Source organism: uncultured Kordia sp. (assembly GCF_947489565.1).
Lineage (GTDB): Bacteria > Bacteroidota > Bacteroidia > Flavobacteriales > Flavobacteriaceae > Kordia.
In genome coordinates this window covers 190,915-210,790 of the sequence record NZ_CANLEA010000006.1, presented here as the reverse complement: position 1 = coordinate 210,790, position 19,876 = coordinate 190,915, and the positions used below count along the sequence as shown (strand labels likewise).

Below are 19,876 nucleotides of genomic sequence, written 5' to 3'. Positions count from 1 at the left end.
TTTCTACATTTAGTTTCATAGCATAAACTAATGAACTTATAAACTTCATTTCTTGTCAATTCGTGGTTTGTTTGTTTGCTGATATCGTATTTAAAGTCACAAAATTGTCTTTGAACCATACTAATCCCTAATACCCAAAAACTAATGCCTAAACTGTTGATTTGTTTTTCTAAATTTAGTTTCATAGCATAAACTAATGAACTTATAAACTTCATTTCTTGTCAATTCGTGGTTTGTTTATTTACTGATATCGTATTTAAAGTCACAAAATTGTCTTTGATCCATACTAATCCCTAATACCCAAAAACTAATGCCTAATTAGTTTCAAACATTAAGCTTTCCAACTTAAAAATCCACTTATTTTTTAATAAATTTAAACGTCTGCTTCCCTTTTTCTGATAGTATTTTCATAAAATACATTCCTTTTGCTAAGTGACTCACATTTACGTTCGTATTGAAATTTCCTGTTTCTTGTATTGTGTGCAACAATCTTCCATTGATATCGCATATAGTAACAAAATTGATCGGTGTTTTTCCTTGAACAACAATTTCTGTCGTAGCAATACTTGGATATATTGTAAACAAAGCAGCCGTGTTTTCAGCTACTGACAAGTCATCTTGTACAATTTCGGTGTTTACAGTGTTTGTAATTATTGGCGCGTTAAAATCAAAAAAGATATATGCATTTCCTGAGATGATATCTCCAATTTGCACATTGGTTCTCGGTTTTATTTTAAATGAAATAAATCCGTTGCTTCCTTCTTCATCTACAACTTGTGCAGGTAAGTTTATATTTTCAAATTCAAATACCGCAAAGTACTCGTCTTCAATTCTGGCTGTATACGGATGACTTGCGCTGGTTATTCTCATCGTATCCCAATCTAATTTCGCATCCAAAACATCAACAATACGCACATTGATTGCACTTGCCGTTCCTGTGTTTTGAAAACGAATGAGATAGTTTAAATATTCGCCTGCTTCAACAATGGTAATGGTAGCGCCTTCTAGTACTTGTTTGTCATTCGGATCAAACGAATTTACGACTGTTTGTGCGAGTTGATATGTATTGTCACTTGGCGTGTTTTCATTTGCTGTAGGCAGTACTGTTGCCGTAAAATTTAAAATATCGTCACTATTTACCGTTGGCGGCGGCAATGTTTGCATCGTAATTTCAATACTTGTATTGTCTAAAGGTTGTAATGTTGGTATTGTAAATTCTAAAGTGTTTGAAGTTGTGTTTACAGCGGTTGGAGCGGCACTCACAAATGATTGCATTGCATCGTCAAAACTCAGTGTAGCGGTAATATTATTTATCGTAGTAGTTCCCATGTTTTCTACGACGAGTCTGTAATTTGCAGTAAAACCAGGTCGTGCTGCTTCAACAGGTATGAGTACAATGTTTAGATCTTCTACCATCTGCGTTGGCGTAATACAAAAATCTACTTCTTGCATGTCGGTTCCTGAGAATGAAATCGTTGCCGGATCAGGTGTTACGGAGAAATAACTTGGCAGATTGAGCAAACTTACCGAAAAACTTTCTCCACTAAGCGGAATTGAATAGCTTCCGTTTGTCACTAAACTTGCATAATTAAAACTGTTGTCATTGTTATTTACATCTACAAAAATATTTGCGTTTATAATTTCAGAAGCATCACAACCATTTCCGTTTGCATCATACAAAATTGTTCCTGAAAGTGTATTACAGGCTTCGGCTAATGAATCTCCACTAATATTCCAACCTAAATCATCAACTAAAACCATTCTAGCGCCTTCATTACAGTATTCTAATCCTGTTGCGCCTAATGAAAGGTTGCTTCTGTTTAACGTGACCAAATGTGTTAGAAACAAATCGTAGTTGTCTACACTCATGTTTGTGTTGCTCAAAAAAGAACCGAGTGAACTTACGGTTACTAAATTCCATGAATCGAGCGGTTGATTGAAACTTGTTGCATCGCGAAACATGAATGAAGCTGATTGTAAATTGGTCACATTCCAATTTGGCAAAGGTTGATTGAAAGCACTTGCGCCTCTAAACATACTTGACATAGACGTGATGTTGGTTACATCCCAATTGTTTAAAGGTTGATTGAACGAGCTTGCATTTTCAAATAGACTTGACAGACTTGAGGTACTTGTAAATGTCCAATTATCAATAGCGCCATTGAACGAAGTGGCATCTTTGAACATACGCGATATTAAGGTTACATTTTCAATATTCCATGAGTTTAATGATTGATTGAACGCGGCGGCTTCTTGAAACATTTTAGACATGGTTGTTACATTGTCAACATCCCAATTGTCTATAGGTTGATTGAACGCGACAGCACCACTAAAAGTAGATTCCATAGAAAGTACATTGATAACATTCCAGTCTCCAATAGGTTGATTGAACGCTAGTGCTTCTTGAAACATTCCGATCATAGTTGTAATGCCAGATACGTCCCAGTTTCCTATTTCGCCATTAAATGCATCGGTATACGAAAACATGTATCGCATATTTTGAACGTTTGACACATTCCAAGAGTTCAACGACTGATTGAATGCTGTTGCATTGCCAAACATACGTTCCATGTTTGTGACATTCATTACATTCCAACTATTTAGCGGTTGATCGAACGCACCTGTATCTGCAAACATTTCTCCCATGTTTTGTACATTAATTACATTCCACATGCTTATATCTTGATTGAATGTTGCATTTCCATAGAACATTTTTTCCATGTCCGTTACATTCGTTACATTCCAATTGTTAAGTGGCTGATTGAACATACCATCGTCATTACTACTAGAAACATCATCTCTTCCAAACATTCTTGCCATTGACACTACATTGCTAACATTCCAATTGTTTAACGGTTGATTAAAACTAGAAGCACTGTAAAACAACCCAGACATGTTTGTGATGGTAGAAACATCCCAGTGATTGATATCGCTGTTCATGCTTTCTGCTTCCCAAAACATAGAACTTAAACTTGTTGTCTGACTTAAATCGGGAGCGTCTGTGGCGTTGATGACCATATTTCTACAAAATGCAAACGCTGTAGACATGGTTTCCCACTCAATATCTCCCCATTGTTCTATACTTTTTAGTTGATTTGCCTCGCCAGAGTCTAACGCCCAAGTTATGATTCCTGGAAATACACCTGATATTTCAACCGTATATATTCCTGGTGTGGTGTATGTATGCGTTATCCAGCCATCTACATTGTTGACGATGGTACCATCTCCAAAATTGATGGTATAGTCAAATACTCTACCATCAAATGTATTGGCTGGAATTCGGATGTCTAAATCGTCTGCAGTTACTTCCCAAGTGGTAATGAAAGGAGCTTGTGCAAAAACACTTTTGATAGTGAATAGTAAAAAAAGGAATAGTAATTTTAATTTCATTTCAATCGGTTTTATAATGTGTAGTGATTTTCTACAATTTAAGTTTTCTTGTACAAAGTAACCAAATGATTGTTTTATAAAATATTAAGAGTAACTACAATTCCGCGAATTGTCTTATTTTCACTTTCAAAATGCTTGTCATTACTGAGAACTCACAATATATAGCGTTTCTTTCATCCGTTTTAGTTTTGAACTATCCATGTACCTATGTCTGTACATCCGGAAGGGTTCATTGTTATTGTTGACAAATCAATCACTTTTTTATAAATTGCTCCATTACAACATGGATCCGTTGGTGGTACTCCTGGACCACAGCAAACTAAAAAACAAGTACCTAATTCGATGACACTATCTGGACAAACCCAAAATTGAACTTCATTATTTTGATCAGGAGTGTAGATTCCATCAGATCCTTGGTATGAAACACCTGAAGCAGCAACACCACATCCTGGATTTCCATTTTGATATATCACTTTAAGTTTAATACATACAGGTGTCTCAGAGCATGGTTCATCTGCATTCCAAGCACTATTAACAGTAGTCACAACTCCCCTAAGTTCATTTCTGTCATTTATTTTTAGCCTACTTTCTAAATTCCAATATCCTGTTTCTGTGTTTAAGGAATAAAAATTAACAACATTAGGTGTTTCTCTTTCTCTAGATGGTAATATGATTTCTATTCCAGTGTCATTTCTTAGTGCTAATTTTTCATTATTTGGTGTAGTAGCAACTATTTCAGCAACTCCAAAAGTTTGCAATGGAATCAATTTTTGTGATTTTCTTTCTTGCGCTATAAATAAGCTTGGAGCACTGATCAAATCTATTTGACGTTCTGCATCAAAATAGGTAGCTGCAATCTGTACTTTTCCTGTATATGGTTTAGCATTTAGCAGGAAAGCGTTTTTAGGAATATTTAGCGTAATTCCTGATGTAAATGTTAGTTTTTGTGCTTCTTTAGAATTCACACTTATAAATCCATCTCTACTTTTCATAAAGATATCGAGTTTCATGTTTTTTTTAAAAATTCTTGAAACGGTAACATATCCATCTTTTTCAAATAGTAAAACATCACCTTCTGCGACACTTTTCTCTTCAAGTTTAAACATTCCTTTCTTATCACTATAGGCTATTTTTTTGCCTCTTTTTTTAATACTTACGCCAGAAATGATTGTCCGATTTTGACTGAAGGTATTTCCAACTAATTGCACATCTGTATTTGTATCTTTTACTAACCAACATGAAGTCATGAGAGACATCAATATGCAGCAAAGCACTGGTAACGTTTGTTTTGAATATTTCATTGTTTTGTTATTATTATGTTGCCTACTCTATTCACTTTTCAGCTTCCGTGTTTAATGTAAAATTCAAACGAAATCGAAGAAAAAGAAAGTGCTATTATAGGATCAGTGTATACAAATCGATGAACTGTAGTTCTCAATCAATCATCCAATTTCAATAAAATTATACATGAAGTCACTTATGCTGTTTTTACAAGTGTACTGACGAATACGAAGTCTGTATGAAGCAAAAAAAAAAGAGAATTTTCTATTGAAAATTCTCTTTTACCATTAAAGAAAGTTAATCAGCTTTCTTTTTAAAAACTAGATTTTTACATCGGTAGTTTTGTGTTACTTTTAGAAAACAATACCACACATTATTAGTCCATCACTTTAGATAGTTTTACAGTTTCACCACACATATCACTTGTGATTTTAAAAATAACGTCCCCTTTTTTACCACTGTTTGCCCAGTGTACTGTTTTACCAACTTTACAAGAAATGCTGGTTTTGCTTCCTTTATTTAAGGTTACATAACCGCTTCCTGTATAGATAGATACTTTATTTTTTGTATCGTTTACAAGCGAAAAGCTGCTTCCGTAGACTTCTACTGTATTTTCAATTTCGGTTGTAGCGACTTCTGAAAGTGTCGAAAATGAAAGTACAGACAGTAAACTAATAGTAATGATTGTGATTTTCATAAAAAGCTTCTATTTTTTGTTTCGTTATAAATATAGATGAGATCCTTACCAAAGCGAACATATATTTGCTCAAATGTAGCTTTGAGTTTCTAAAATGTCATTTTGAGGCAACGATCGGATTGAAGCCGTTTTACAATCCGATCATAAACCATTTGGCTGGTTGGTTGGGTTTTATTTTTTGATATTTTTTTTAATGACACCAAGATGCATTATTTTTTTTGGGAGATTGATGGAAAGTTTCTGAGTAGCTCGTTTCAATTTCTAAAAAGAAAATCCTGCAAGCTAAAAAGGCCCTTGCAGGATTTATACAATAATATAAAACTATAAATTATTGCTTGATAAAACGTTTGGTGATTTCCGCACCTGAATCCGTTATGATTTTTAGAAGATATATTCCTTGCGAAAGATCTGCTACATGAATCTTAATAGCATCAGTTTGTATCACTTTCTTTCCTAGTAAGGTATAAATTGCTACATTTTTAATCGTACTGTTTGTTTGAATGTTGATCGTATTTGATGTTGGATTTGGATACACATTCAATTCATTTTCTAAAAGTTGCACCTCAGTGACACTTAAGGTTGAAAAATTAAATATGCTCATTCCAGAAACAGCCGCTGCATTCGGATCTACTACGTTTGTAAATTGTGCCGATCCATTATCTATCATATCTGCTTGCATGAACGATTTTAAAGGCGTGACCGTCGTTGCTAATGAAGAATTGTTTTCTAAAATTTTCAAATCTCCATTTGTCGGATTTCCATTGACTGTAAATGTAAACATATCAGAATTCATAGCCGTAGATGGCGCTGATAAGGTTGCAGGACTTCCTAAGGTTTCCGTAATTAAGTATCCGTCAATAGTTGGCATTGCAACATTAGTTCCATCAAAAAATGTAGCGCTAGCCGCTCCACCTAGTGAAGATGCTGTTGTAATAGTAACACCATCTGGAAGTATTATTGTAAATCCGTAACTCTGTACAGAAGTAGCAAAATTATTAGCACTTGTATTCGGTACTGCTTGTACTGTAAAACTATAGCCGCCATTGTGCTGTAAAGTATATGTATAGCCATCTTGTGCTAGCGCTTTATTTGTAAAGCACATCAATGTGAACATTAATAGACTTAGTAATGTATATTTTTTCATCATGTTTTTAGTTTTCTGGAAGTTGTTCTTGAATTTGATACGTACTAAAGTTCAAAAAGTTTCCTGGATGCGCTAGTACATTTTGTAGAATAAAAGGCGTGTCAGGCGTAGTTCCTGTATACTGTGTATCGCCATCCATGTTGATATCAAAACCATTGTAACCTGTAACAACATAGGTAGGGAAATTTAAGAAGTTTCCAGCATCATTTAGCACTTGCGATAAGATGCTTGGTGCATCTGGTGTTGTTCCAGAGTATTGTACTATTGCATCTCCATTTGTATTTCCAGACCACATTCCTACCATTCCTGTTGGCGTTCCTGAAGTAGCTTGGGCATTCGTTCCATAAGTCTGTGTTGTTGGATTGGTAAAATCTACCGTGGTTGCCACTCCTGAAAGAGAAAGTACATTTGCTGACATGACACTTAAATGATTTCGATGACGAATTGCTACATAATAATCATCTGCAGCAGCAGCAAAAACTAAATCTGAAATCCCATCTAAAGCAACGATATCTCCATCGCGTTGTAGTAACGCAGATTGACTGTATAGAACAGCTGTATTATCATTTTTATCGCGAAGTTCTACAAATACCCAATCTACAATCGCATCATTTCCGGTAACGGCAAATACAGAAGCATCGCATGAAACAGCATCTGTGTAAGGAGTTGTTGTTGGCAAATATCCTGCTGTACGCAAATCATCTCGCATTAATGTGGAAGTATTTGTGTATGCTCCTTGCAAATATGCTCTTGGTGCTACTGAAAGTGATGCTGAATATTCGTAAGCTCCTAAATCTACAGTAGTGTTTTCAATACGATTGTTTGCCACAACATCTGTTGTCCCAATGACAAAAGCATTATTTCCTGTATTGATTGCTGGTGACGAAGCTGTTAGTGTATAATCTCCTGAAGCTGCATTTGTAAACAAAGGATTTGCGCTTGAAATATTAGTTCCAGACAAACCTGTTGTACTTTCAGCAATGATACTGTTAGCTGTTAGCGAAGATACCGCTACGGTATGTCCATTGGTAATAGCTCTTGTGACACTATTACTCGCGCCTCTGTTGCCATAAAAAATACAGTTTGCTAATGATAGTGCATGTGATCCTGTAAAGCCACGACTCACACTAAACGTTCCTCGCAACGATACGGACTGTGTTCCAATATCTGTGTTATCTGCAAAAGTACAGTTGGCTACCGTTGATGTTAACGAACTTCCACTTCCATTAGCTCGCAACCAAACTGAACTTCCTGTAAATCCTAAAATAGACCCTGAATTCCTTGTTGTATTCTTATAAAATAAGCTGTTTGCAAGTGTAACCGTATAACTCACATTATTGCTATTTACGGTATAGAATCCTGCTCCATAGGTTCCTAAATTGTCATGAAATATACTATTTAATACACTCACATTTTCTCCTGTAGCACAACGTGCAAAGATTCCTGAACCTCCAATAGATACATTTTCGCGGAATTTACTATTCATGATTAGAAGATTGTTTACACCTGAATTTTTATAGATTCCTGCACCAAAACGATCGTCTCCCGAACTTGCCGTAGCCTGTCCTCCAGAAACCACAATTCCGTCTATAGTTACATTTTGTCCTGTAACCTCAACTACGTGGTATATATTTTCATTACGTCCGCCGCCGCTAAAAGTCACTACAGTATCATCTCCATTTAAATCTCCTGATAGAATGGTTTCATTCGTCACAAAATTACGCTCAGAAAGTTGTGTTTCCGTTCCGTTAAATCCTCCATAAATAGTGATGTTGTTATTTGTGATATTGAATGAATTTAAACGACTTGTACCTGCGGGTTTGTAGGTTCCGGAAGCAATCCATATTGTATCATCATCACTTGCAACGGACAAAGCAGTTTCTAGAGAAGTATAGGCGTTTGTCCAGCCGCTTCCATTGTTCAATCCTGTTGCATTGACATCTACAAATATTGGCACTTTAAATCCTACTGTATGTAATTCAAATGCACTTGGATTTCCTGAACAGTTCGCTTTTAAATAAATATCATAAAAGTTAGAGCTTAATCCTGTTAGTAGCTGACTGTTTCCTGAGATTCCATTGATGGCCGTTCCGTTCCCAATAGGCATTCCGCTTATAACATATACCAAATCGAATGTATCACCTGTATCAAAAGGATGTTCCCAAGTTAGTGTAGCTTCTGTTGCAACCGTTGTACTTGGCGTTAATACTACATTAAAAAATTCTCCACAATCCGCATTGAATTCATACGCTCCCAAATCTACCGTAGTGTTAAAAATACGTTGATTTCCATCAATATCTTCTGTGATATCTACTGGTACAAAAGCATTGTTTCCTGCATTGATTGCTGGTGAAGTGAGTTGCAATGTTAAATCGGTTGCACTCGTAAATAAAGGATCTAAATTGATTCCTCCTTCTTGTCCGCCTTCTACAATAGAGTTGTTTACTGCCGGAAATGGTGCTGTATTAAAATCGAGTGGTGTATTGCTTCCGTTTCCAAAAATGATACAGTTATTAATATTAGATAATTCTGGTGCTCCTGTGGTTGTAATTACTTGTCCGCTTTGCGCTGAATTGTTTGTAAATGTTGAATTGATAATATCTAATTGTACTACACTTGCAGGTCCGTTTAAACGCGCTATCCATATACATGAGCTTGTATTTCTTGAAACTGGCGTCACATTGTCTGTAAATACACAGTTTACAATTTTACCTGAACCTGTTGCTCCATTTAATCCAAAGTAGACAACTATAGATCCTAATCGCCCATAATTTGAACGGATTTTAGAATTTGTAAAGTCTACATTATAACTGACTGAAGCTCCTGAATTTTGCACATAAGATCCAAAAGCAGCTCCTCCATCATTTGCGGTATTGTTTTCTATAATACAATTGTTAAATATTGCTTCTACTCTATCAGAATTGTTTGCTAAAGCTACATAAACAGCTCCACCAGTACCATTATTAATTCTATTAGCCACTGGTCCTGTAAAGGTTCCTCCACCAGAAGGATTGGCATCAGAAATGGTAATTCCATCCACCAAAACATCGGTCATATCTTCTCTTAGAGATATGATATGATATATATTATCTGTTCGTGTACTTTCAGTTGTGTTTAATGTTCCATTATCATTTCCTAAAACATCTCCACTCAGTTTTGTGATATTCACTGAAGGATTCCGTTGTGACAACATGGTTTCAGTTCCAATAAATCCTCCATAAATTTTCACAAGTGTTGGAACGGTATATGTAGCGGTTCTTGGATCTGTATTTGTCGTTGTTGGCGTATAAGTTCCATCTGCTATCCAAATGGTACGTTCCGTTCCTGTGGCGATTCCGGTTAATGCATCATTTAAATCGGTATAGGCATTTGCCCAGCTAGAACCATCATTTGCTCCCGTTGCATCAATATCTACATATACTCTTTCTTGCACTGCTGTAGTTGTAATTGATTGCACTTCAGACCAACCTGAAATAACACCATTACAGGTGCTTCTTACATATACATCATATGAAGTTGTTGGCATGAGTCCTGAAAGCGTATACGGACTTGCTCCAACATTTGACACAATAGTTCCTGTACTTGGGTCGCCTCCAGGTGTGGTATATGATACATCCCAAGAAGTTTGATCGGGCGTTGCTGTCCACGATAAATCGGCTGAATTTGATTGCACATTTGCAGCTGTAAATTGTGAAGGAATACAACTATCTACATCTGTGTATAGCGCATTAACTTCGGTAATATTTAGTGTTCGGTTATACATACGAACATCATCAATAATGCCTGGATAGACACGCGTTGCTATTAAGTTTCCATTTTTGTTATTTCCTATCGTAATACGATCATTAGGAAATAGGATTGCATAAATTTGTCCTGCTTGTGCTGGCGGCGTGCTTGTTCTTCTTAATGTATTGTCCAATACTCCATCAACGTACAAGTTGTACTCATAAAATATATCTCCTGAAAATGATCCTGTATCTATCGTTAATGTAATATGATGCCAATCATTATCAGCCACAAAAGCATTACTTCTAAAACCATGCGCTCCTGTATAGAACCTTGTTTCAGATGCTTGCATATAGTTATAACCATATTTATAATTCGCTGTTAAATCAATTTTTCCTTCGTCTAAGGTTAGAAAAAAACCTGTTTGCGTACTTGTTGGAATTCGCACGGTACGTTCATGATAGTCAAAGATGGCACGGTCATACGTATCATTTACACTAGTTTTAATCCAAAAACTTACCGAAACTCTATAGCCAGAAAGTATGGATGGACTATATAGATAAGAACTATTTAATCGTAATGCGTTTGTTGGCGCACCTTCACGATCGGCTACAGTTGTAATGGTTCCACCAGATTGAGTTAAGTTGTCAGATCCGACAGTGGTGTTGTAACTTCCATTTGTAAATAAATATTCATGCGTTAATCCATTCGTTGGAGCTTGCGCAAATGACATACTGACCACAAAGAGAAATAGGGAAAATACTTTTGCCTTCATTGTTTTATAATTTATAGTTTATGAAGGCAAAAGTATTTTTCTACTTGCGCGCGTTATGTGTTATCTTCTGAAAGTTCGTTTTGAATTGCTAAACGCTTTTTCGTGTATTTTAAAATGAGTTTTTTTAAATAATTCACCAACAAGCTATTACTGTTTTTTCTTTCAAAATAAATTATCCAATGTTTTGAACTATGGCTAAAAATTCTTCTTTTTTATCTTTGGAAATGGAAACTGTTTCATTGTTGTCCATGACAATATAACCGCCATCTTTTTTGATGTATTCTTTGATGAATTTAAGATTGATTAAGTAAGAACGATGTGGCTTGTAAAAGGTTTTTATTTTATCGAGTAACGACACAAAATGTTTTAATGGTTTGCTTACTAGGATTTCCGAATCGTTTACGGTTGTGATTTTTGTATACATTCCGTCTGCTTCTAACAGAACAATTTCATTGAAGTCTACAAATTTGAAACCATCTGAAAACGGCAAACCTATTTTATTGAAATTAGAGGAAGCTAAGCTTTTTTTGAGTTCTTCTAGTTTTATATTGATTTGTGATTTTCCGATAAGTTTTATTGCTTTTTCAACTGCCTCTTGTATTTGTGTCGCTCGCACAGGTTTTAATAGGTAATCAATTGCTGAGAGTTGAAACGCTTTGATTGCATATTCACTGTAAGCTGTGGTAAATATTATTTCGAAGTTGAGTTTGTCTTTATCCAGAAATTGCATGATTTCTAAGCCTGAATGTTCGGGCATTTCGATGTCTAGAAACACAATTTGCGGCTGTTCTTTTTTGATCAATTCAACACCAGAAGGCAAATCTTCTGCTTCAAAAATTTCTGTGATTTTTGGGCAGTTTTCAGAGATTAGGACTTGCAATAAATTCCTTGCTTTTCGTTCGTCATCAATAATAATTACTTTCATCAGTGGCTTTGTTTTGTGATTGGAATTGTGATAAAAACTTTTGTTCCTGTTGGTTTTTGAGTGATAGGATCGTGTAAATCTTCTATGGAAACGCCTATTCGTTTTGTTTTTCCGTAATTGAGTAAATACAATCGATCTTGAGTAGCTTTAGTTCCAAAAGATTTGTGCATTTTGGCTTTTTTCTCTTTGATAAGTAATGCTTTTTCTCGCCCAACACCATTGTCTTCTATGATACAAGAAATAGTTTTATCCTGTGGAGAAGCTTTCAAGGTAATACTTAGTTTTCTGTTGTCTTTTTTGTGTAATAAACCATGTTTTAATGCATTTTCTACATACGGTTGAATTAGCATTGTAGGAATGGAAATTGATTCTGTATCTACCGCAGTGTCAATATCAAACGAATACATTAGTTTATCCTCAAAGCGTAATTCTTCTAGTTCTAGATACATTTCTAAACAATCAATCTCGTCTTGCAAAGAAATAACACCTCTGTTACTGTGATTGAGATAGGTTCGGATGAGATCGGCAAATTTTCCTAAATAATCACTTGCCAGATTTTTTTTGTTGAGAATGATGTATTCCTGAATCGAATTCAATGCATTGAATATAAAATGCGGATTCATCTGCGAACGCAAGTTTTCCAGTTTTAAAAACACCAGTTCGCGTTCTTGTTCAAGCTTTTCGAGTTCTTTATTTTTTTGACGTTCTCGCTTTTTAAGAATGTTTCTATAGTATATAATAACTATTGCTAGACTGGCAAATACAATACTTAATATAAACCAAGGACGTTTCCAGAATGGACTTTTTACAGAAATTTTAATAGATTTTACTTCTGATTCTCCCGCCAATGATCTGGATGTAGCTTTTACTTGAAACGTATAGTTTCCAACTGGTAAGCTATTGTATTTTACAAAATCGATTCCTTCATCAACAGCAATCCAATTTTCATTAAATCCTAACAAACGACTGTAATATTGAATGTGTTCTTTAGAGCGAAAACCATTAGAGTTAAAGCTTAGTTTTATGGTGTTTTGAGAATGCGGCAGCGTATATTTTTCTTGAAGTAAGGTGTCTTTTTCGTTAATTTGAATTCCCGTGAAGTAAATACCTGGTTTTGGTCTAGGTTCAAAAGATGTTTCACGATCAATGGTAAACATTCCTTTGTTGGTTGAAAACAAAACACGATCATCAAAAGGAACAATTCCACTTACCAAATATGTACTTACGCCATCACTTTTGGTCAATGTTTTAAAAGTTTTGGTTTTGGTATTGAATGATTGAATTCCTTTGCTTGTTACAATCCAAAGTTCGTCTCCATCATTTTTGATTTGTTGTATAAAGTTAGATACCAATCCGTTTTTCGTATTGTAATTAACTATGATGCTATCATTTTTAATTCCATACACACCATCTTTGAGTGAAGCTACCCAAACTGTACCGTCATTTGTTTTTACAATTCCTTTGGAGTTGATTCTTTTGCCTTGATAGCGCATTATTTTGCTTTGAAATTCAGCATTGTATTTTATCAATTCATCAACATAAGAAACATAGGTATTTTTAGTAATGGTATCATAAAATACAACATGCGCACGTGTTGTTCCTATGCGCAATACTTCTTTTCCATTTTTTACTTTGATAGCGCCTTTATAATTGGTGAAGAGAAAACCATTGTCACCAATACTAGAGATACTGTTTGCATTTTGTGCAACGTTCGTAACAACAGTATATTTTTTACTTTTAAGATTATATACTCCCGCGACTGTTTTTTGACTTATATACAATAATTGCTGCTTTTTGTTATACGAAACAGCCGTTACATTTGTATCGGTATCTAATTCAATAAATTCTATTTTATTTGTTTTGATGTTATAAAGTCCTGCTTTTCCGCTTGAAGTTCCAAAGAAAAACACATCGTCATTTATTTTTTCAACACACTTAAAGTTTTCCATGTCTTTAGGAAAACTATAGGAGAAATTATGAATATTAGGAATAACAAATACTCCAGCTCTTAAAGTAGTTACCCAAAAATTTTCGCTTTTATCAATGATTACTTTAGTAACGTACTGATCTTTAAAGTATCTATTTTTATACGTGATTTTACCGTCTTCTTGTACAGTATATAGCCAAAGTCCACTGGAAGTAGATAAAAACATGGTTCCTTCATAAAAATCGATTGATACGATATAACTTTTTTCTAAGGTTTTTTCTAGTTTGACTTTATCATATTGTCCTGTATTTACATCAAAAAGGTACAGATTTAAAAATTCGTCTGCATCTTTAAATGACATATACGTTTTTCCATTATATCCAGAAATTAAAGATTTCCCCAAACATCGATACACTAAATCATTGTGTATTTCTTCTGATGTAATTTGTTTTATAATTTCCCCTTCCAAGTTTAGCGTTGCGATACTATTCTCAATAGACATATAAATTTCATCTCCTGATTGATAGGGATTTCCTAGTCCTATTTTACTCAGCTTTATTTGTTCTTCAATCTGCTTGGTTGCTAGAGAAACTTTGTAGAGTGTTGTACTGGTGAATATTAGTAGATGTGTTTCCGTTACTAAAAAGTTTCCAAGTCTCCATCCCATTTCTTGTCCTAAGTCTACAAACGTGACCAGTGTATCATTTTCTACATAAAAAAATTGACCTGAAATATTGCAGCACCAAATGCGTCCTTTATGATCTTCTTTGGGCTCAAAGACTGAGAGTCCTCTTTTTTCTTTATTTGAATATAGTTTAAATTGGTTTCCGTCATATCGATAGAAACCTTTATCGGCTGCAAGCCATACAAATCCCTGACTGTCTTCCATCATATTGTAGAATTCAATATCGGGCAAATCGTCTTTTTCTGAGAATTGTGTGTATATAGGATGCTGACCATACATACTACAACATAGAAGTAGGAATAGTAGCTTATGTAGTTTTTTTGCCAATTTTATCAAATTATAACTACCAAAACTACAATTTTATATGATCGATTTATAGATTTCTTTCTAAAAGTGCTTTCTGAGTTTCTAAAAGCATGCATCTATATTTTGAACATAGAAAAAAACGATCATTAGAAATGTTCTAATGATCGTTTGCAGTATATCTTTTTATTCCTTTTTTAGCAAATTCCGTTCACAGGACAGGATAGTGAAAATGGACAGTCAAGGTTTGTTTGCGGAGGACAATTGTTTGTAGGACATCCGTTAGATGGACATCCATTTGATGGCGGACAATTTTCTGTAAAGTTGCATCCTACCGTGTTAGCACAAGCTGTGTCTACAAAAATAAAACAGGAATTTGTAGCTCCTCCTATTACATTTTCTGACGCTAAACTAGAAATACTGTGCTTGTTTAATTTGAGTCCTTGGTGATTTAAGTTCTTTTTTTTCATGGGTATGTAATTTTATGGTTGACATTAAAATTACATGAAAGTCAATGGTTTTAACTCAATAAAAACCACACTAAGGTTACTTTGAAACCTTATTTAACATTTTTAAACCTTTAGAATTCAGTCATAATCAAATTTTGAAAACCGTTTGTAGTGTATTTTTGAATGTTTCCATATTGATCTTTACTTACGATATAAGCATCAACATCTTTTAACTCACTTAAAAGCTTTTTTGTTTTTTCATATGGCATTACCATAAACGCTGTAGCATACGCATCTGCCTTCATACAGTTATCAGCTATTACCGATACACTTAATACATTATTCTTCATTGGATATCCCGTTTTTGCATTTAGGATATGTACGTAATGATCTCCGGTTTCCGGATCGACTCTGTATTTTCTGTAATTTCCAGAAGTTGCCATTGCTTTATTTTCAAGCGTGATGAATTCAATATATTGACGTTCTTCTGATTCTTGTACAGGACTGTCAATAGCAACTGTCCATTTTTTTACTTTCTTGGTGTTTTTTCCTTTGGTTAAGATTTCGCCACCAACTTCAATAATATAGTTTTTAATTCCTTTTTTATCGAACATTTCACCAATAAGATCAATGGCATATCCTTTTCCTAATGCGTTAAAGTCGAACGTAAGCGATGGATGTTCTTTGTATACCTTTCCTTCATTTGAAATTCGCACTTTATCAAAACCTGTAAACGCCATAATGCTGTCTACTTGTTGGTTTGTTAAATTATTGATGGGTTTTTCAGGACCAAATCCCCACGCATTGACTAATGCACCAACGCTTGGGTCAAAAAAACCATCTGTTTTTTGGTATACTTCTCTTGAAAAATCGTAGACAACTCTAAAGTATTTATCAATGATTACATCCTTTTCACCTCTGTTGATTCGGGAAATATCGGATGTTGGGATATAGGCAGACATTGATTTATTTACATCATGAAATACGTTTTCAATATCCTGCTGGTAATCTTCTTGCGCATTCTGAATTTCATATTGGATATTATACGTAGTTCCCAATGCGTAGCCTGAGTTTTTGAGCATCATGACATCTTTTGGTTTTTCAACACAAGATGTCAGTAAAAAAGCTATGCACACGTATAGGGGTAATGTAATTGCTTTCATTTGTTGTTTATATTATTTGGATTAAGCCATCATAATCGAGTATGTATGGCTGGTTCTTCATAACTTCTTCCAATGGATTCTCTGCATTTCCAAGTCCAACACCCGCAAAATAAAGTTCTGCTTCAAACTTTTCTACGTGTTGCTTAAAAGTTTCCATCCATATGGCATCATATTCTTTTGGATCTTCGGGATACAAAACGGCTTTGACAAGCACAAATTTTTTGTTATTATCCTTATCAATACACACAAATTGTGGGTGCTTGTTAAGTTTACTATTTACTGCCAAGAATTCATATCCTTTTCCTTCCAATTCTTTTCCTACGATGTTCATCGCAAGATTATGTAACTCTTGTTTTGTTAGCTTTTCCATAGTATATGGTCTGACTTAAACAGCTGCGAAAATATTGGTTTACAAACAGCTATGCTTATTTTTTAGTTATTATTAAATAATCAATCGATAAAAAGCACTTTTCATCTACAAATGAATTATTTGCAAAGATACTTTAATTTGATCCGATATAATATTATGAAGTATATTATATAAAAAAGGACCGCAGTTGTGCGATCCTTTGTGAATGTATTTTTATTTTTTTATTCTTTGTCTAGTTCATACCCAAAATTAATACCTTTTTGATTTCTCGGTACTCCTTTGGTCATCCACATAGGAGCTGGTGCATCTTTTAGATAATGATCAAAAAATTGCATCATCCTGATGGATAAATCTTGCTTATTTTTCATTCTTCGTAAATTATGCGCTTCATTATTGTAAACCAGCATCCAAGCAGGTTTTTTTAAGCGTCGCATTCCCATGAATAGTTCAATTCCTTGATAGTAAGGAACAGCACCATCATTATCATTATGCATAATGAGTAAAGGTGTTTCTACATTTGGCAAACTGAATAACGGAGAGTTTTTGATATATATATCAAAGCCGTCCCATAGATTTTTTCCTAAGCGACTTTGTGTTTTTTCATACTGGAACATTCTACTAATTCCGCTTCCCCAACGAATTCCTCCATATGCAGATGTCATATTACTCACAGGAGCTCCAGCCATTGCCGCTCTAAATTTATTTGTTTTTGTAACCAAGTAGGCAACTTGATAGCCTCCCCAACTTTGTCCTTGAATTGCCATACGACTGCTGTCGATATATCCTTTCTTTTCCATCATCTCAGCACCAGACATCACGCAATTGTATGCATCTTCTCCTGGCTGTCCTGTTTTGTATACAATATCTGGAGTAAAAACAATATAATCATTGCTTACCAAATATGTTTTGTCAACCGTAGAAGCGCTAGGTCTTGGCGAATAGTGATTGTGAAGTCCGTTAGCATTTCTTTCGTAGAAATATATAATTAACGGATACTTTTTCTTTGGATCAAAATCTTCAGGTTTGTGTACTATTCCTTCTAATTTTGTACCGTCATATGCTTTCCAAGAAACTAGTTCTGCTGTTCCCCATTTAAAATCTTTCTGATGCGGATTTACATCTGTAATTTGCGTATGTGTTTTAAAATTATCAGTAGTTATATGCACATCTTCAAATGTTTCAAAGTTTTGCTTTGTAAAGGTAACCACATCGCTTTCTAATGCCTTTGTAACATCTAATATCTCATATGAATCAGGTTTAATTTTTTCTTTCAATCTTCCTGAATCTTCCAATAAGTAAATACCTTTTGCTTTATTTATTTTATCAAAACCTATGATTAATAATTTCCCATCTACATATTCTGCTAACCAATTATTTTCACGTTGTCGTTTTGTGGTGAATATGATTTTTTTCCTTTGTCCTTTTTTGGTAATATTTTTAGGTTTTACTGTACCATCTAAAGATACTTTCCAGATATCATACTCGCTATAAATCAACAAATTTTCATCTTTATCAAAACCTCCTAAGCCATAAGGACCTGCTGGGGCAGGGACATCATTTTCTTTATCTTCGAAAGTAGCGTTGATATTTTTTGTCAAATTATACTTTTGAAGTGTTTCTAAATCGATCGAAATCCAATCTTTTGTAGATAAATCAAAATAGAGTCCATACTTTCCGTGTAGTGTAATGTCAACTGTAGAAGTTGCTCGTTTTATAAGCAATCGTTTGTTTCCTGTTTCTAAATCAATTACATAGTAATCCATTTCCCAAGGAGATTTCCAAGTTTCAACCGCATACGGCGTATAATCGATTCCTAGTACATATTTTGAAGCAAATTTATCCGAAAGCATTACAATCTCTAGAGCATCGTCTTGCAGTTTTATATAACGTTCTTTTTCTACATCATAATAGTAGAGTCGATTATCTTCTTTAAAAAAATCGCTATTTGCTTTTTGTCTAGGCTGTGTTATTTCATCATTCCAATGCCAAACATCTACTTCAGGAATTTCACTATCTAATAATGTCGTATCTTTTTTGTGTACACTTTTCTTCTTAGTGTAAAAATACAATCGCTTTCCATTTTCGGAAAAGGAAGGTGATTTCTTGCCGCTTAAGGTTTCAGTTGTTCCTAGTTGCGTTTCTTCAGTAGTAACTAACGCTTTTAAGGCATTGTCTTTATATAGAAATAATTTAAAAGGAACTGAATCGGTTTCTACAGAGTCTCTTTCTGCTATGTATGTGAGCTGATTCCCTAATTTATTCACACTTAAACTTTTATAATCAAATAGCGAAGTATCTATCACTTTTTTACTATTTGTAGCTGTATTATATGTGTAGACACCTTTGGCTTTCTTTTTTCGTTTTTTATTTTTTGTTGTGTAATAAAACGAATTACCTTCTTCTGGAAGAACAAAGTTTTTGATATTAAAGATGGTGTCTTGTCGCTTACTTTTTAAATCGTATACAAGTGCATAATTATTTTTCCAAGCTGGCAAACTATCTCCTTTGATAGAGTCTTTTTTATTTTTAAATTTTTCAATAACTAAGTATTCACTATTTTTTTTAGCGATTTTATATTTTTTTACGCTTGTTATAGAATCATATATAGCATTATTTGCTACATCATAAATGTAAAGCGTTTCTTTTTCCTTATCAGCATCTTTCGTTTTCTTCTTTTTTTCTAGCCTTGTAGTAGCATACTTTACTTTTTCAGTAAAGATTACAAACTTCTCATCATCTGTAATAGAAGTACTGTTTCCATTAAAGTAATTAACTTTTTGTTGAGTATCTGTATTGTATATTTCAATATATCCATCCCCGCGACCTGTGCGTGTCGTCATTTTAGTAACTACTATTTTTCCATTTTTTGAAATCTTAGTGTCACTAACTAATTTCCAGAGATCATAATCATCATGAGTAATTGCTCTTTTTTGAGCGGTAGAAATTCCAATGGTAAAAAGGAATACAAGCGAGAGTATTTTTTGAGTCATTTTGTAAAGTAAATATTGGTCTTTAAATATACAGAGATTATTTGTCATTAA

Annotated in this window: 11 protein-coding genes; all 11 read right to left on the bottom strand. The window is 34.3% G+C overall.

Annotated features, from left to right (window positions below):
- Window positions 1–357: 357 nt before the first annotated feature.
- The 11 genes from Q0845_RS10095 to Q0845_RS10045 all read right to left on the bottom strand — a co-directional run bounded on the left by Q0845_RS10095 (window position 358) and on the right by Q0845_RS10045 (window position 19,825).
- Window positions 358–3,390: a BspA family leucine-rich repeat surface protein gene (locus Q0845_RS10095; protein WP_298512429.1), complete on the bottom strand. Its 3,033-nt coding sequence runs from the start codon at window positions 3,388–3,390 to the stop codon at window positions 358–360.
- A gap of 182 nt (window positions 3,391–3,572) precedes the next feature.
- Window positions 3,573–4,691: a hypothetical protein gene (locus Q0845_RS10090; protein WP_298512427.1), complete on the bottom strand. Its 1,119-nt coding sequence runs from the start codon at window positions 4,689–4,691 to the stop codon at window positions 3,573–3,575.
- A 356-nt stretch (window positions 4,692–5,047) separates the two neighbouring features.
- On the bottom strand, window positions 5,048–5,368 hold the full coding sequence (locus tag Q0845_RS10085; protein WP_298512425.1) for a hypothetical protein: 321 nt from the start codon (window positions 5,366–5,368) through the stop codon (window positions 5,048–5,050).
- Between the two features lie 328 nt (window positions 5,369–5,696).
- Complete coding sequence (locus Q0845_RS10080) at window positions 5,697–6,515, bottom strand: T9SS type A sorting domain-containing protein (RefSeq protein ID WP_298512423.1); 819 nt, start codon at window positions 6,513–6,515, stop codon at window positions 5,697–5,699.
- Between the two features lie 4 nt (window positions 6,516–6,519).
- Entirely contained in the window at window positions 6,520–11,013 is a 4,494-nt protein-coding gene (locus Q0845_RS10075) for a choice-of-anchor Q domain-containing protein (protein WP_298512421.1), read from the bottom strand.
- A gap of 172 nt (window positions 11,014–11,185) precedes the next feature.
- Window positions 11,186–11,938 carry a LytTR family DNA-binding domain-containing protein gene (locus Q0845_RS10070; RefSeq protein WP_298512419.1) on the bottom strand — a complete coding sequence of 251 codons (753 nt, stop codon included), beginning with the start codon at window positions 11,936–11,938 and terminating at the stop codon, window positions 11,186–11,188.
- Window positions 11,938–14,877, bottom strand: a complete 2,940-nt coding sequence (locus tag Q0845_RS10065; protein WP_298512417.1) for a histidine kinase — start codon at window positions 14,875–14,877, stop codon at window positions 11,938–11,940. The genes Q0845_RS10070 and Q0845_RS10065 overlap by 1 nt, the downstream gene beginning before the upstream one ends.
- A 173-nt stretch (window positions 14,878–15,050) precedes the next feature.
- Window positions 15,051–15,323: a hypothetical protein gene (locus tag Q0845_RS10060; RefSeq protein WP_298512415.1), complete on the bottom strand. Its 273-nt coding sequence runs from the start codon at window positions 15,321–15,323 to the stop codon at window positions 15,051–15,053.
- Window positions 15,324–15,433: 110 nt separating this feature from the next.
- Window positions 15,434–16,387 carry an FAD:protein FMN transferase gene (locus Q0845_RS10055; RefSeq protein WP_298512413.1) on the bottom strand — a complete coding sequence of 318 codons (954 nt, stop codon included), beginning with the start codon at window positions 16,385–16,387 and terminating at the stop codon, window positions 15,434–15,436.
- Window positions 16,388–16,472: 85 nt separating this feature from the next.
- Window positions 16,473–16,835 (bottom strand): Na(+)-translocating NADH-quinone reductase subunit F, encoded by a 363-nt coding sequence (locus tag Q0845_RS10050; RefSeq protein WP_298512412.1) that lies wholly within the window; start codon window positions 16,833–16,835, stop codon window positions 16,473–16,475.
- Between the two features lie 221 nt (window positions 16,836–17,056).
- Window positions 17,057–19,825 (bottom strand): prolyl oligopeptidase family serine peptidase, encoded by a 2,769-nt coding sequence (locus tag Q0845_RS10045; RefSeq protein ID WP_298512410.1) that lies wholly within the window; start codon window positions 19,823–19,825, stop codon window positions 17,057–17,059.
- Window positions 19,826–19,876: the final 51 nt, after the last annotated feature.

Coding starts and splice junctions, on each gene's coding strand:
- Q0845_RS10085 (WP_298512425.1), bottom strand. CDS start 5,368: ATGAAAATCACAATCATTACTATTAGTTTACTGTCTGTACTTTCATTT.
- Q0845_RS10090 (WP_298512427.1), bottom strand. CDS start 4,691: ATGAAATATTCAAAACAAACGTTACCAGTGCTTTGCTGCATATTGATG.
- Q0845_RS10045 (WP_298512410.1), bottom strand. CDS start 19,825: ATGACTCAAAAAATACTCTCGCTTGTATTCCTTTTTACCATTGGAATT.
- Q0845_RS10070 (WP_298512419.1), bottom strand. CDS start 11,938: ATGAAAGTAATTATTATTGATGACGAACGAAAAGCAAGGAATTTATTG.
- Q0845_RS10050 (WP_298512412.1), bottom strand. CDS start 16,835: ATGGAAAAGCTAACAAAACAAGAGTTACATAATCTTGCGATGAACATC.
- Q0845_RS10060 (WP_298512415.1), bottom strand. CDS start 15,323: ATGAAAAAAAAGAACTTAAATCACCAAGGACTCAAATTAAACAAGCAC.
- Q0845_RS10075 (WP_298512421.1), bottom strand. CDS start 11,013: ATGAAGGCAAAAGTATTTTCCCTATTTCTCTTTGTGGTCAGTATGTCA.
- Q0845_RS10080 (WP_298512423.1), bottom strand. CDS start 6,515: ATGATGAAAAAATATACATTACTAAGTCTATTAATGTTCACATTGATG.
- Q0845_RS10055 (WP_298512413.1), bottom strand. CDS start 16,387: ATGATGCTCAAAAACTCAGGCTACGCATTGGGAACTACGTATAATATC.
- Q0845_RS10095 (WP_298512429.1), bottom strand. CDS start 3,390: ATGAAATTAAAATTACTATTCCTTTTTTTACTATTCACTATCAAAAGT.